At 52.4% G+C, this 14,168-nt stretch carries 9 protein-coding genes and 2 pseudogenes; 2 read left to right on the top strand and 9 right to left on the bottom strand.

The genetic code is table 11. From position 1 onward, the window contains the following. Window positions 1–4 precede the first annotated feature (4 nt). The 3 genes from F456_RS0116775 to F456_RS0116785 form a co-directional block, all read right to left on the bottom strand. Window positions 5–1,507, bottom strand: coding sequence for an ABC transporter substrate-binding protein (locus F456_RS0116775; RefSeq protein ID WP_018978212.1), 1,503 nt, complete (start codon window positions 1,505–1,507; stop codon window positions 5–7). A gap of 25 nt (window positions 1,508–1,532) precedes the next feature. Beyond that, window positions 1,533–3,188 (bottom strand): alpha-glucosidase, encoded by a 1,656-nt coding sequence (locus F456_RS0116780; protein ID WP_018978213.1) that lies wholly within the window; start codon window positions 3,186–3,188, stop codon window positions 1,533–1,535. 277 nt (window positions 3,189–3,465) lie between these two features. Then, complete coding sequence (locus F456_RS0116785) at window positions 3,466–4,467, bottom strand: LacI family DNA-binding transcriptional regulator (protein ID WP_018978214.1); 1,002 nt, start codon at window positions 4,465–4,467, stop codon at window positions 3,466–3,468. Window positions 4,468–4,791: 324 nt separating this feature from the next. Between F456_RS0116785 and F456_RS0116790 the strand changes: the two genes are divergently transcribed. Then, window positions 4,792–5,100, top strand: coding sequence for a hypothetical protein (locus F456_RS0116790; RefSeq protein ID WP_018978215.1), 309 nt, complete (start codon window positions 4,792–4,794; stop codon window positions 5,098–5,100). A 218-nt stretch (window positions 5,101–5,318) separates the two neighbouring features. On the opposite strand, the gene F456_RS0116795 is transcribed toward F456_RS0116790, so the two are convergent. From F456_RS0116795 to F456_RS0116805, 3 genes and pseudogenes are all read right to left on the bottom strand, one after another. After that, window positions 5,319–6,206, bottom strand: coding sequence for a fructose bisphosphate aldolase (locus F456_RS0116795; RefSeq protein ID WP_018978216.1), 888 nt, complete (start codon window positions 6,204–6,206; stop codon window positions 5,319–5,321). A gap of 121 nt (window positions 6,207–6,327) precedes the next feature. Further along, window positions 6,328–6,598 (bottom strand): annotated as a pseudogene (locus F456_RS24895) (MBL fold metallo-hydrolase); the annotation flags it as partial. Then, window positions 6,599–7,876, bottom strand: a complete 1,278-nt coding sequence (locus F456_RS0116805; protein WP_018978218.1) for a glycoside hydrolase family 1 protein — start codon at window positions 7,874–7,876, stop codon at window positions 6,599–6,601. A gap of 243 nt (window positions 7,877–8,119) precedes the next feature. Between F456_RS0116805 and F456_RS0116810 the strand changes: the two genes are divergently transcribed. Continuing rightward, on the top strand, window positions 8,120–9,118 hold the full coding sequence (locus tag F456_RS0116810) for an AraC family transcriptional regulator (protein WP_018978219.1): 999 nt from the start codon (window positions 8,120–8,122) through the stop codon (window positions 9,116–9,118). 66 nt (window positions 9,119–9,184) lie between these two features. Here F456_RS0116810 and F456_RS0116815 read toward each other — a convergent pair whose 3' ends face one another. From F456_RS0116815 to F456_RS24905, 3 genes and pseudogenes are all read right to left on the bottom strand, one after another. Next, window positions 9,185–10,759 (bottom strand): glycoside hydrolase family 43 protein, encoded by a 1,575-nt coding sequence (locus F456_RS0116815; RefSeq protein WP_018978220.1) that lies wholly within the window; start codon window positions 10,757–10,759, stop codon window positions 9,185–9,187. Between the two features lie 272 nt (window positions 10,760–11,031). Then, on the bottom strand, window positions 11,032–13,191 hold the full coding sequence (gene rlmD / locus F456_RS24900; RefSeq protein ID WP_018978221.1) for a 23S rRNA (uracil(1939)-C(5))-methyltransferase RlmD: 2,160 nt from the start codon (window positions 13,189–13,191) through the stop codon (window positions 11,032–11,034). An 868-nt stretch (window positions 13,192–14,059) separates the two neighbouring features. Next, window positions 14,060–14,168: pseudogene (locus F456_RS24905) on the bottom strand (diacylglycerol kinase); the annotation flags it as partial.

Consider the following 14,168-nt stretch of genomic DNA (forward strand, 5'->3'; position numbering starts at 1 on the left):
ACTTTTAATACATGACGTCCTGCCAGCCTTGAACAGATTGCTCGGCGATCGTCCGATAGTCTTCCGGCGTCCATTCGCCTTCACGGTTGTAATAGCGTTCCTGCAGAATCGATCCGAATACTTCTTGGCCCCAATAAGCTCCGCCTGCCGGCGAGCCGTTGAACGGATTGGACAGTGTATCGCCAGCCAGTTGATACTGAATCAATGAGTTGTTAAGTGTATTTTCGAATTTCACGCTGTCGTCCGCGTTGTACGGAATAAACTGAAAGTCTTCGACGATCGTGCGCCGGCCTTCCTCTGTCGTATTCAGCCAGACGAGGAACTGCTGCGCCAATTCCTGCTCACGCTCCGTTACTTTCGTATTGATGGCATAATAGGATGGAACAAACTGCGGGACAGAGCGGTTGAATTGTTCTACTGTAAGCCCTTCGACTTGGATGTCTTCCTGCTGAAGCGGAAGCTTGATCGGTAGGAAAGTCAGCGTCGGCAGAATGTCCGCGTTCAGCTTTTCGATGTTCGGGTACACCCAGTTTCCCTGCTTCAGGAACAGTGCTTTACCGGTAGCAAAAAGCTGTACCGATACGTCGTAGCTCGCTGTGGTCGAATTGATGTAGGAAGGCCCTCGTTCCAGCGGTCCTTCCATTCCCGCTGCATGGGCCGAATACAGATCGAGCGTCCGGGCGAGCTTCTCCAGTGGACCTTTCAGCTGCTCAACCTGTTCCTCCGAAGCGTTTCTGGCATCAACGGCGCTGCTGAAGACGGCATTCAGCGCTATATTGCCCATATGGTCCCCGTAGGTCCATTTCTCCGCGCCGGCTTCGGCGAACACACCGGTCAGCCGGGAGGTAAGTTCCGTTTTCGAGGCGGCAAACGGGTAAGGGCTGCCGTTAAGCATGACTTGATCAGCCTGCCCGGTCGCGATGTAAGCATCGACTTGGTTCACGAGATTTTCGAATTCGTCATAGGTCGCCGCCTTGAAGTCTTCAAGAAACGGTTCCGGATTTTCCAGATCGAACAGCTGCTCCGCCATCCGCGTATCGACAATCAGGCCGTAGCCTTCAATGTTATAGGGAATCCCGTAATTCTGCGAGCCGTCCGCGCTGAGCCGCAGCGGTTCCGGCACTTCTGCTGCAAGCGCCTTCAACTCTGGGTTGGACGCTTCGTTCAGATCAAGAATTGCTCCGCTCTCGGACCATTCCATAACACCCCCGATATTTGTAGAGAACAGGGCCGGCTTAGCGCTTGAATTCATCTCGGATCGGAGCGTTTCCGCCACGTCGGTCGTGCCTAGAGAAAACAGCTTGATCGTAAGGCCCGTTTCCGCTTCATATCGATCCACGACTTCTTCCATCGCTTCCGCGTTTTCCGATTTGCCGTTGAAAATATAAAAGTCGTAGTTCGTGGGAGCTTTCGCTTCCTGGCTTCCGCAGCCCGACAGCAGTACGGCGCCGAGCGCGAGGCCGGCTGCTCCCGCCGTCCATCTGCTCCATGTCGATCTCTTCCCCATGCGTCTTACCCTCCCCGATCTTCGTTTATTTCGACTCTACCAATACGACCGACTGATACGGCAGCAGGTTCAGGAGGCCGTCCGCCGTTGCTGATGACTCCTGGCCAGTAAAGCTGTTGAATACAATCTGTCTTCCTTCCAGCGGAAGCTTCAGCTCGTCTCCAAAATTGTTTAGTACGAGCAGCGTCCGCCCCTCAAAGTTTCTCCGATAAGCGATCAGCGACGGATATTCGGTCAGCGCCGGTTCGAAGCTGCCGAACGCCAGTATATCGCTCCACTCCTCGCTTTTTCTAAAAGCGATCAATTCCTTGTAATAGGCCCAGATCGAAGAAGCGTCGGCCTGCAATTTCTCCGCATTCACCTGCCGGTAATCCGGATGCACCGGCATCCAAGGAGTTCCTGTCGTGAATCCGGCGTTCGGCTCCGCATTCCACTGAAACGGCGAACGGGCGTTGTCTCGGCCGTAGTCGTTCAATTCCCGGAGCATTTCTTCCTCGGAACGTCCCTGCGCCAGCCCTTCTTCCCATTGATTCAGCGCGGACACATCCTGAAATTCGCCGATTCCGCTTCGCATCCCGTTCGTCATCCCCAGCTCCTGCCCTTGATAAATAAAAGGCGTGCCCCGAAGCAGCATGTACGTCGTGGCCAGGCAGGCCATGCTGTCCCGGCTGTGCTTGTCTTTGTCGAGAAACTTGTCCGGGCAGCGCGCCTGATCATGGTTTTCCAGGAAGATTGCGCTCCAGCCGTGCTTCTGTGTATGCAGTACGCTCTCGAATATCCGGCTGCGCCAAGCGGCTACGGAATCCGGATCGCATTTGACGGAGACACCTTTTATATGATCCCAATTGAAATCGAAGATCATCGAGAAGTGTCCGTCCGGTCCCGCGTATTCGGCAAACAGCTCCGGCGAAACGCCAGGCGCTTCCGCTACCGTAACGGCATCGTACTTGGCGAACGTTTCGCGCTTCAACTCGGTCAGGAATTCGCTAATTCCCGGATAGCTCTGGAAGTTTTCGATCGGGTACAAAGCGCCTTCTTCCACCTCTCCAGAAGCGAACGACAGATCCTTTTTGATAAAAGTGATCGCATCGATCCGGAATCCTCCGACACCTTTGTCCAGCCACCAGTTGATCATGTCGTACAACTCGCGGCGCAGCTTAGGATTCTCCCAGTTGAGATCCGGCTGCTCCTTGGCAAATGTATGCAGATACCATCTGCCGTCCTCCGTCTGGGCCCAGGCCGAACCGCCGAAGTTGGAACGCCAGTTATTCGGAGGCTGTCCGTCGTCCGTATGCCGGAAGTAGAAATACCCGGCTTCTTCCGAATTCGGATATTCCAGCGCGCGCTGGAACCATTCATGCCGGTCCGAACAGTGGTTGAGTACCAGATCAAGCACAATCTTGATTCCTCTGAGTTCCGCTGCCGCGATCAGTTCGTCGAGATCCTCGTCCCTTCCGAACATGGGGTCCACGCTGCGGTAATCCGCAACATCGTACCCATTGTCCACCATTGGCGACCGGAAGATTGGGCAGATCCACAGGACATCGATGCCGAGCTCGGCCAAATAATCCAGTTTCTCGATAATGCCCGGCAGATCGCCGATCCCATCTCCGTTGGAGTCCTTAAAGCTCTGCGGGTAAATCTGATACATGACCGACCGCTTCCACCATTGTTTGTCCATACGTCCTCCGTTATTTGAGTGGAACTGTTCCACATTAATTTAAAAAAATTTGGCTGCCCATTAAAATCTCGATTAGCTTAAATTCTGAACTCTCAATCCTTGAATCCGATTTCATAACAGCTTATTGAAAGGGGACTAGCCTACAAATGGAACTGTTCCACAAATCAGTAATAAAAAATTCGGCTCCTGCCGAACTTGTGGAACTGTTCCAGTGGAATTAAGAATACACCCCTTATCACGGAAGGTCAATCTTTTTTTGTGGAACAGTTCCTTAAATTTATTTTGCTTTGAAAGATGTCCGATTCGTCGTTTCTCCTTCGACTAACGTAATAGGAACGACAATCTGATCTTGCGCCAACTGCTGTCCGTTGATTCGCTTCAACAGCACGGCTACCGTCTGACGGGCAATGGTTCGCACATCCTGTACGATCGCCGTAGGCGTTGTCGAGTTGAAATCCGTTACAAAGGTGCCGTCGTAGGCAATGATATTCAGCTTCCCCGGCATGTCGATGCCAAGCGATGCGGCAGCTTTCAGAAACGCCGCTGCCTGTAGATCGGATGCCAATACGCCGTCCACGTCCGGATGCGCGGTCAGCAGCTTTTTCGTCAATTTATAGCAGCTCGCATAATCGGTCGTATCGTCCCACGAGACTTCTTCCCGAATCGTCTCGACGCCGTGCTCCTGCAGATAGCGGTCGAGCGCATCATCGCCTTCGTGCGACTGCAGCCGGTACTGCCGGTCGCCGACCGTGTGCAGTACTTTGCGGCATCCGCATTCCAGGAACTTTTTCGCTGCCAATTCTCCGCCTTGTCGGTGATCGGAACTGACAACGGGAATGCCCGGCACGATTCGGTCCAGGAACACGATTGGCTTCTCCAGCTTCGCGTAGTTCTCGTCCGGCAGCACCGCCGCCCCGTCAATCACGCCATCAAACAGATTACGTTCCAGCGTATCGAGGTATTCCCGCTCCCGCTGCTCATCTCCCCCTGTGCTGCACAGCATCATATTGTAGCCGAACTTGCGCAGTTCCAGCTCCAGATGATTCCACAACGACGAGAAAAAAGGATGGATCAACCCGGGAGCCACTACCCCTATAATTCCGGTGCTCTGCCGATACAGATTGCGAATCCATTGATTCGGTACGTAATCGAGCTCGGCGACCGCCGCTTTGATCTTCTCCCTCGTTTCTTCCGCCACATAGCCGCTGCTGTTCAGCGCTCTTGACACCGTGCTCGGCGCAACCTGCGCCAGCTTGGCCACTTCCCGTATGCTCGCCACGCTTCAATCCCCCGCTTTCTTGTCCGTTCAATCAATCGGGAATCAGTATAGCAGGTGAGGAACTGTTTCACAAGGCGGGGAAACCATAGTCGATATACGAAAAAAGACGCAGGGAACGTAAGGGAACGGTAACCCACGCTTCTCATACAGGCAAGCTAGCGGGTGGTTCAGTGCAGAACGAATGATTGAATATTTAAGTTGAATGTAGTGCACTTCATTTATGCTAAAATAGCAATTGAACAATCAAAAAAAGGAATTATCCCTATAAAAGAAGGTTTTATCCTGCAATGAACTGGATGGAGGACTAACCTGGAGGAATTTATTTTGATTAAAACCGTGCTTTTTTATATCGTTCTTAATCTTCTGCTTATTCCGTTTTATGCTGCCGGTTGGTTTTTCGGTATAAGCGCCTTCATCTTGGCACCGCAGGCTTATACGGGATGGGACATGTTTGAAATCTATGTAATTTTACTGATCCCTAATTTGCTCTTGTTTGTTTATATTCTCGCAGACGGATTCAAACGAGGATTTAGTCGAAAGATGAATCTATGCTGCATGCTCTTTACAGCGGTACTGCTGGGAGTAGGCGTTTTCCAAGATCTTTTGCAATTTAGTGCATGGAGAAAAGAATAGCGGCAGGCAGAATAGTCGAAAAACCCGGACTTCCATCAGGAAGTCCGGGTTTTCTCTTTTATAGCTGAAAGCGACTGACCTCAATTGCAGATCTATATTTTGAATATTGTAAATCCGATCGAACCGTATACCTTTTGTGCAGACAACGGTTTACTAGAATTTTCGTTCATTTCCTGATTGAACATGTAACTCCCGCTTGTATGGAACGATCAGTTGAATCAGGTAATTGAAGCTGCATAGATCGATTCAATCGCAGCGGACAGCGTCTTATCGAACTCTTCCTCCGATTGGCTGAAGCTCAGGTCCTGCGACAGCGCACGGGAGAAGCTGGCGATCAGGCCGTGGTTGCGGGTCAGCTTCTCGTTCGCTTCCTTCTGCGGATAACCGCCGGACAGCGCTACGACGCGGATCACATGAGGGTCCTCGATCAGATCGTGATAGAGGTTGTCCTCCGTCGGAATCGTCAGTTTGAGCATGACCTTCGTGTCTGGATCAAGCTCGGACAGCTGCTTAGATATCTCGTGCTTAAGCAGTTCCTCCGCCTGGGCTTTGTCGTCGATCAGTACACTGACTTCGGGCTCGATGATCGGAACCAGCCCCGCCGCGGCGATCTGCTTGCCGATCTCGAACTGCTGCTCGACCACCTGTTTGATGCCGTCGGGCTGAGCCTTATTAATGACCGAACGCATCTTGGTGCCGAAAATATTCCGCTCTTTCGCACGCTTCAGCAGCCCATCCAGATCCGGCATCGGCTTCATCAGCTGAACACCGTTTTCCTCTTCTGCCAGTCCTTTGTCTACCTTCAGGAACGGAACGATGCCTTTCTCTTCCCACAAATAATCTGAAGTCAGCTTGCCATCGATTTCTCGATCCATCGTGTTTTCGAACAGAATCGCACCAAGAATCCGCTCCGAATCGAACGCTTTGCTCTTAATGATTCGGGTCCGCATCTCGTGCACGGCAGCGTACATGCCCTCTTCGTCGGAGTAGGCCGTTTCTTCCACGCCGTATGCTGACAGTGCCTTCGGCGTACTGCCCCCGCTTTGGTCCAGTGCCGCCACAAACCCTTTACCGTTTTTGATTCGTTCCAATTGTTTTTCGTTCATCTTGATGCTCCTTTCTTTCCGGAAATTCGGATTGCGAATGGAAGATCTCACGTTTCTTATTAACCCCAATGCTGCCGGATTACCCGGAAATTGCGGAGTTTAGGACGATCCATGCCTGATTTTACTCAAAAAAGTACGTATCACCATCATTCGGAATCAGCAGCAGGTCGGCGAATCCTTTTTCCTCGGAAAATGTCCGCAGCTCAGCTCTTGATAAAGTCCAGTGGTTCACCGCTTCCATATGCAGAGAGGATCTTCGCTTCCGGAGCCGCCAGATGCTTCTCGTAAATATCTTCCCTGCCGCTCACGACGATGATCTTCGGCTGTTGCGTATTCATCGTCTCCTGCACAATTTCAGAGCAGACGGTGTCGCCGGCGGCATAGAGCGTTTGCTACACTTTTAATTCAAGCGGCAGAACGCTGTTCTGCGCAACGCGGCCGAGCCATTTTCCGCTGTTTTTCACGGTTCTAGCCTGCGTCTCACGGTCTACGGCGATGATCCCGAAACGCGGTGTATATCCGAACGTCCACTCGAAGTTATCGAACGTGGACCAATAGGCGTAGGCGCGTACGTCGATACCTTCTTGAATGCAGGCATGCAGTCCCTTAAGTCCTTCACGGATGAAAGATAAGCGCTTTGCGTCGTCTTCCGTCGCAATTCCGTGCTCGGTAATCAGGATCGGAAGTTTGAGATCACGATGGACTTTGCGAACGACCGCACCAAGCGCTTCCGGCGCGTACGCATAGCCCATGTCAGTCTTCTCGTCCTCTTCGCCTGCCGGAATGACGCCCTGCGAACCGTAGATTTCAGTGGTATAGTTCTGCACGCCGAGAAAGTCATCTTCCCGAATAACCGGCAAAAATTGTCCGAAGTAATCCTGCCAGGCGGCGGCCGCCAGCTCTTCCCCACCTTCGATCGCCTGTACGTCGGGCAGCGCCAGAGACATGCCGATCTGTATGGAAGGCTTAATTGCCTTCATCGCGGCCCGCGCTTTCCGGTGAGCATCCATAACGATCGCGATCGATTCTGCTTCCGAAGCCATATGGAAAGTAAAGTAGCGATCGACCGTCGTTCCGCAGGCGCGTGCCGCCGATTCTCTCCAGCCCGGGGCAATCCAGGACTTGGCGTCCATACCAACCGGAGGCATGAATTCCATGTTTGTGAACAGTTCCTTCAGCATGACCGGCAGATTCGCTTCATTGAAAGTAAGCACATAATCGAGCGGCTCACCGATCTCGCGGAAGACGACTTCGCAGTACTTGGCAAAGCGATCTGCCGTCTCGGGATTGCTCCAGCCGCCGTCGCGCATCAACCACTGCGGAGAAGTGAAGTGGAACATCGTAACCAAAGGCTTCAAACCGTACTTCAAACAGGTCTGCACAACTTCTCGGTAATGATCCAGCTGCTCGGCGGAGTAAACGCCCGGTTCCGGTTCGATTCGCGCCCATTCCACGGAAAACCGGTAGCTCTTCAAGCCGATGTCGGCCATCAGGGCAATGTCCTCTCGGAATCTGTTGTAATGATCGACGGCAGCGCCGGAAAGATCTTTGTAAGGTGAGCCTTCGGAATGCTCTTCAGCCCAGACGTCGCAGTTATCGTTATATCCTTCTACTTGGTGTGCGGCTGTAGCCGTGCCCCATATAAAAGTCTCGGGAAATTTAAGCTGCATGATATTCCTCCGTTCATCGTGTTTGAATGCACTCTATAACGTTCATGGTAGCAGAGCATTTCTTTTTATATAATGTTAAAAAGGTAGTTGATGTTTACTCTTTTCAAAGATTCGGATCACAACCCTATTCAGCAAAATAAATAAAAGAACCGCCTCAATTCTAAGATACGATTAAGAATCTAATAGACGTGTATCTTTTTGAAGAAATAAAAGTGCTCGAAACAAAGAAAGAAGGGATTCTCTGTGAAAAGGAATGAAGTGGTCGATTTTCTTAAAAAACATAGACTCGACAGCCTGGATGGCGATGAAATCATGAGGAGCCGCAGTCCGCAAGTTATCGACGTACAAGGCAGACCGGTGTTCCTATTCGACTTAGCATTCGATATTCACGATTCGCTTATTTCGGACAGTATATCCATCTCTCAGCAGCCGCATAATATGCCAATTCCGCTGCATATGCACGACTATATCGAGATGATGTTCGTATATCGGGGAAGCTGCCGCATCGTGATCAAGGAGAGGGAGCGGCTGTTGAACGAAGGCGATTTGATCATGATCGAACAGTGGACACCTCATTCCGTAAAAGCCGCGACCGAGCAGGACATCGTCATCAATATCATTATGAAACGTGATTTTTTGTCACCTTCTTTCCTCAGCCGTTTGACCCGACAAAGTATCATTTCGCGTTTTATGCTGGATTCTGTGATCGACAATCGGCAGCATCATCGCTTTCTGATCTTTCGGCCGGGACTGGACAGTCCGGTCATTGACGTCATGGAACAGATTATGTGCGAATTTTTCGACAGGGACCTCTACTCCGGGAAAATTATCGATTCGTTTCTGGTCGCCTTATTTTCCATGCTAATTCGCTCCAGCAGCCTGCCTACCGGAGAAAGCATGGAAGTTTCGCCAAACGGGGAAGGCCTGCTGATCGAATTCCTTCAATATATTGAGGAGAATTATAAGGACTGCAGCTTGGCCAAAATGGGCAGCCGATTCGGCTTTCATCCCAACTACCTCTCTTCGCTGCTTAAAAAAGGAACGGGCAAATCATTCAAAGAGCTGCTGCAAATCCAGCGGTTGAATCAGGCGGCGCTGTTTCTGTCAAATTCAAATATGACCATTCCGGATATTGCAGAAGAGGTCGGTTATTCCAGCCTCACTTTTTTCTATAAAAAGTTTAAGGAAATGTTTGAAGCAACGCCATACCACTACCGCAAGTTCCATCAGCAGCAGATTTAAAAGCACGCACACGCTAAAAAACCGAAACCGTATAAGGTTTCGGTCGCATTGAAGAAGAAACGACAATTAATCGGTTCCGGATTCGGAGTCGCCCAGATGTCCCGGCGCATACCGGAACCAGCGAAACGCTGCCGCGGCGGAAGATGCGCTTCCTCCGCCAGAAGCATATAATCCCAAATAAACGCCGGTGAAGCCGCCTGCCGTTTCCGAAGACAGCAGCGAACACTCCCCTCGGCCGAAGGGAACGGCCGGGCCTTCAGGCATCGAGTAAGAGAACTCGTACCATTTGGGATCGGCCTTCACCGTTAGAATGATAGAATTCGCTTCGTAATCGGCCTCGTGCTCGACTTTCCATAGCGTGCCGATTCGCCGGCGAAAGATGATGCGGCGCCTGCCTGCCTTCTGCGTCAGCGCAATTTCGTAGTGAAACCGCTCGTTCATATAGACGGTAAGGCCCGCTTCTTCGGCTTCTCTTTCCGGACAGAATTCCAGCAGCGCGGAAGCCTCACAGTGGAAATGCTGCTGCCTGCGACCGAAAAATGCCGGTGAACCCGCATCGTCCAACGTCGCTTCATTTCCGTAGAGAATAAGCCCTCCGCGTTCTTGATCCAGCTTCCAGCATTCCTCCGGCAGATTGCGTAGTGAATTCCACTCCAGCGGCAGCGCCGATTGATTGAAGTGGTAGGTTGTTTCTTCAAATGGAGTCTTGTCAGCGGGCAGATTTCCGGTTCCTGTCCTCCCGACTGCTTCACTGGCGTCCCCAATGATCGGCCAGCCGTCTTCTGTCCAGAACACCGGCGACAGAAACGTCTCCCGTCCCAGATGATGATGCAGGCCCGCAAAAGGCACCGGGGCCGGCCGAATGCCAAGAAAGACCGCCCACCAGCTGCCGTCCTGGGCTTGCACCAAATCGGCGTGTCCGGTCGCCTGCACCGGATGACCCAAGCTTCGATGGCTGAGGATCGGATTATGCGGGCAGCTCTCGAACGGTCCGTACGGTCGCTCGCTGCGCGCTGCTGTTACCATATGTCCATATTCCGTGCCGCCTTCGGCAATGATCAGGTAATATTGGCTCCCGATCCGGTACAAATGTGGACCTTCCGGCGCTTTGCCGCCCGTTCCGGTCCAAATTAAACGCCGCTCAGTTAGAAGTTCGCCATTTTTCATATCGATTTCCGCCTGGTAAATGCCCGCCTGTTCATCGCCGAGAAAGCCGCCTGGACCTGTAATATAAACATGTCCATCTTCATCAAAAAACAACGAAGGATCAATGCCCGGCCAGTCCAGCCACACAGGATCGGACCAAGGCCCCTCCGGCTGCTCGGCCCATACATAGAAGTTGCGGAACGATCGAGTGTTCGTCGTGATCATATAGAATCGCCCATTGTGATAACGCAGAGTAGGCGCGAAGATCCCCATCGAACTGAGGCAGCCTTCCAACTCCAGCTGGCTGCGGCGGGTCAAACAATGTCCAATTTGAGTCCAATTCACCAGATCGCGGCTGCGGAAGATCGGCACTCCCGGGAAATATTGAAAAGAACTGGTGATCAAATAGTAATCCGATTCAACTCGGCAGATGTTGGGGTCGGGATAAAATCCTGGAATGATCGGCTCGCTGTATGTGCAGATGGACTGATTCATTGAAAGCTCCTTCCTCGATCCCTGCGATCGATAAACTTACTTGTAGATTACTAATTCTCTTCTGCCGAAATAATGCCAAAACCGCATATAAACTTGTTCTAATAAAAGACATTTGAATAGTCTTCGCTGGTTCGAATATAAAAAAGCATATCTTCTAAATGGGTTATAAATAAGTCGATTGACTAAAAGTTTAAGCCTATGAATTCAAACAAAAAAACACCAAAACCCAAGCCTAATTGATGACTTGGATTTTGGTGTTTTTAGCGTCGAGCTTATTTTGAATTCTGCCGTGTAAGCAATGCCACAGCCTCCACATGCACCGTCTGCGGGAACATATCTACCGGCTGCACCTTCGTGGTCTTGAATCCTCCGTCTTCCAGCACTCGCAGATCGCGCGCCAGCGTAGCTGGATTGCAAGACACGTACACGACTCTCTCCGGCTGCATTTCGATAATCGTCTCCAGCAGGCGGGCGTCGCAGCCTTTACGCGGCGGATCGACGACGATCACGTCCGGCGTGATGCCCTGCTCTTTCCAGCGTGGAATCACGTCTTCCGACGCGCCGACTTCGAACTCGGCGTTCGTGATGCCGTTGATTTCCGCGTTTTTGCGTGCGTCTTCGATCGCTTCCTTTACGATCTCGACGCCGTAGACGCGCTTGGCTTTCTGCGCCAGGAACAGCGAGATTGTACCGATACCGCAGTAAGCGTCGATCACCGTCTCGTTCCCTGTCAGACCTGCGTACTCCAGCGTTTTACCGTACAGTACTTCGGTCTGCGCCGGATTAACCTGGTAGAAGGAGCGGGCCGAAATCGCGAACTTGATATCGCCGATGTAGTCGTGGATGACTTCCTCGCCCCACAGCACTCGGGTAATATCGCCGAAGATGACGTTCGTCTGACGGGTGTTCACGTTGTGGCAGATGCTTTTCACACCGGGTACTCGCTCGGTAATAGCAGCGATCCACTGTTCCGCTTTCGGCAGACGGTCGCTGTTCGTGACCAGTACAACCATCTTCTCCCCTGTGGCAAAAGCGACCTTCACGACGACATGGCGCAGCAGTCCGCGGCCTGTTTCTTCGTCGTAAGCGGTAATGCCCAGCTCACGGCCGATTTCTTTAACCGCTTCGACCATCTCATCGTTGGCTTCGTGCTGGATGATGCACGTCTCCATATCGACGATGCGGTGGCTGCCGCGCGCGTAGAATCCGCCGATCAGACGGCCGTTCTCTTCGCCCATCGGGACCTGCGCTTTGTTCCGATAGCGCCACGGATCGCTCATACCGAGCGTGGGCGGCACCAAGATACCGCCTGCGTCAGCGCCAAGCGCCGGAGCAGACACGCCGCCTGCAGCAGCGTCAATGCTGAGTTCTGAAGCAGATACGCTGTCTGCAGCAGCGCTTGTGTCAGCGTCGAGTTCTGGAGCACTCATACCGTCTGCGGCAGCGCTTGTACCGGCGCCGAACGCCTTTGCCAACGAGTTCGGCGCAGCATCGGTACCTGTGCCGTCCGCAGCACTTCCGAACGTTGGAGCAGTCGCACCGCCTGCGACCTTCTCTGCCGCTTCGCCAGCAATCCGTCCATCCGAATTTTCATCACCTTCGCCGCCGCCGAATCCGGTCTCTTCGAGCGCTTGAAGAGGCTGCTCCGAAGAAGCTTCAGGCGCATAGCCGATCGCTTCGCTGCCTTCGTTCGCTGCCGAGGAGGCTGCCGATGCTGCTTCGTATGCCGCGTTGCCCTGCTTCTCTGCTTCGCTCGGCCCTGCCGCATGTGCACCGGCTTCCGCAGTCTCCGTGGAAACCCTTGTACCTTCTTCCAAACCTGTCGCATCCTTCATTAGCGCCGCTTCGCCGAAAGCTCCATTTGTAGAAGCTGCATTCGTGGAGGCTCCATTCGCAGACTCCGCTTCAAACGTCTGCACGTTCAGCTTCCCGATTCGCTGAAGACTGTCCGCCACCTGCTGCCTTTTCCACTCCAGCTGTGCCCCGTAGTCCATATGCTGAATCTGACAGCCGCCGCATCGGTCAAAGATCTCGCACGGCGCTTCGACGCGAGCCGGGCTCGCTTGAAGCAGCGTATTCATTTTGGCATAGCCATACTGCTTTTTGGTCATTAACACTTTGGCCGAGATCCGCTCGCCCGGCAGGGCACCCGCTACAAACAGCGTATAGCCGTCTGCACGTCCGACACCCTCGCCGCTGTGATTCATGCCGATAATATCGAGCTGGACTTCGTCGTTCTTCGCAACCGGCAGGCCGGTAATTTCTTCTTGCGGTCTGGATGCTGTACGCCCACGTCCGGATCCCTGTCTGCCTCCATCGCCGCGCCGGCTGCTTCCTTGGGCGGTGCGGGAACCCGAATTTCTTCCGCTTCCGCCTCCACGTCCCTGACCTCCGCTTTTTCCCGCGTTTCCGCGGCCGCTGTTGTTTTTCATCTATGTTCACTTCTTTCGCTTGTATTGATCTTGTTCTTTCGCTTCTATAGATCTTTCTTTCGTTTCTATAGATCTTTCTTTCGCTTGTATAAATCTTGTTATTGTACTCGTTCATGCTGTAAAAAATACAGGATTATGGCGGTCAAACTATTCTTTTGCCTCGGCAAGTTGCACTTTTTACAACATTTCCACCTTGTTTTTCGCCTAAGACATCAATAAAAGCCGTTAATCTTGCATTTTTTACAACATGACAAGCTATTCGCCACTTTAAAAGCCATAAATCTTGTAAAACCTGCAACTTCGCCTAGCAATCTGCCGTCTGGGCCTACCTGTGTGCAATCCGTCATCTGCCCATGTGCCGTCTGCCAATTCGCCAGCGGCTGCCTATCCAGCGGCTGCCTAGCAATCTGCCGCCTACCAATCTGTCTTCTGCCCGCCCACAGCCTATCTATCTGCCGATCACGCATGTTTCCATTTTCCAGGCACACAAAAAAGGAGGATTTCCGCACCCCAACGGTCTGCCGCTGTCCGGACACGTTCCTTCCTCCTGTATTGTAACACGTTATTCCCGGCAGAGGCACACTTTACTTAAGCCTGCTGGCTTCCGTTTCCGCCTTCCGCTGCCCGAATTCTACCTACACCCGCTGTGGACTGCCGCTTATGCCGACCATTGTCGATTGCCGCCTTCACCGGCTGCTTTCAACTGCCGCTATCGACTCTTGCAGAGAAACAGATACTCCTGCATTTCTGCATTTCTGCATTTCTGCATTTCTGCATTTCTGCATTTCTGCATTTCTGCATTTCTGCATTTCTGCATTTCTGCATCCTTGCACTTTACATCCCTGCATGTCTCTACACCTGCGTTCCTCTAAGCAAACACCCGCAGATGCTGCGGCAGCACTTCGAACACGCCCGGCAGACGCCCGCCTAGTTCGCCATCCAAATTCAGCAGCACGTTGTTCGGCGAAGTTACTTCC

This window comes from Saccharibacillus kuerlensis DSM 22868, from assembly GCF_000378145.1.
In the GTDB taxonomy this organism is placed as follows: domain Bacteria; phylum Bacillota; class Bacilli; order Paenibacillales; family Paenibacillaceae; genus Saccharibacillus; species Saccharibacillus kuerlensis.

Bases quoted from the DNA above. Each gene is read 5' to 3' on its own strand.
- F456_RS0116805 (WP_018978218.1), bottom strand. From the start codon at position 7,876: ATGCAGCTTAAATTTCCCGAGACTTTTATATGGGGCACGGCTACAGCC.
- rlmD (WP_018978221.1), bottom strand. From the start codon at position 13,191: ATGAAAAACAACAGCGGCCGCGGAAACGCGGGAAAAAGCGGAGGTCAG.
- F456_RS0116815 (WP_018978220.1), bottom strand. From the start codon at position 10,759: ATGAATCAGTCCATCTGCACATACAGCGAGCCGATCATTCCAGGATTT.
- F456_RS0116780 (WP_018978213.1), bottom strand. From the start codon at position 3,188: ATGGACAAACAATGGTGGAAGCGGTCGGTCATGTATCAGATTTACCCG.
- F456_RS0116775 (WP_018978212.1), bottom strand. From the start codon at position 1,507: ATGGGGAAGAGATCGACATGGAGCAGATGGACGGCGGGAGCAGCCGGC.
- F456_RS0116795 (WP_018978216.1), bottom strand. From the start codon at position 6,206: ATGAACGAAAAACAATTGGAACGAATCAAAAACGGTAAAGGGTTTGTG.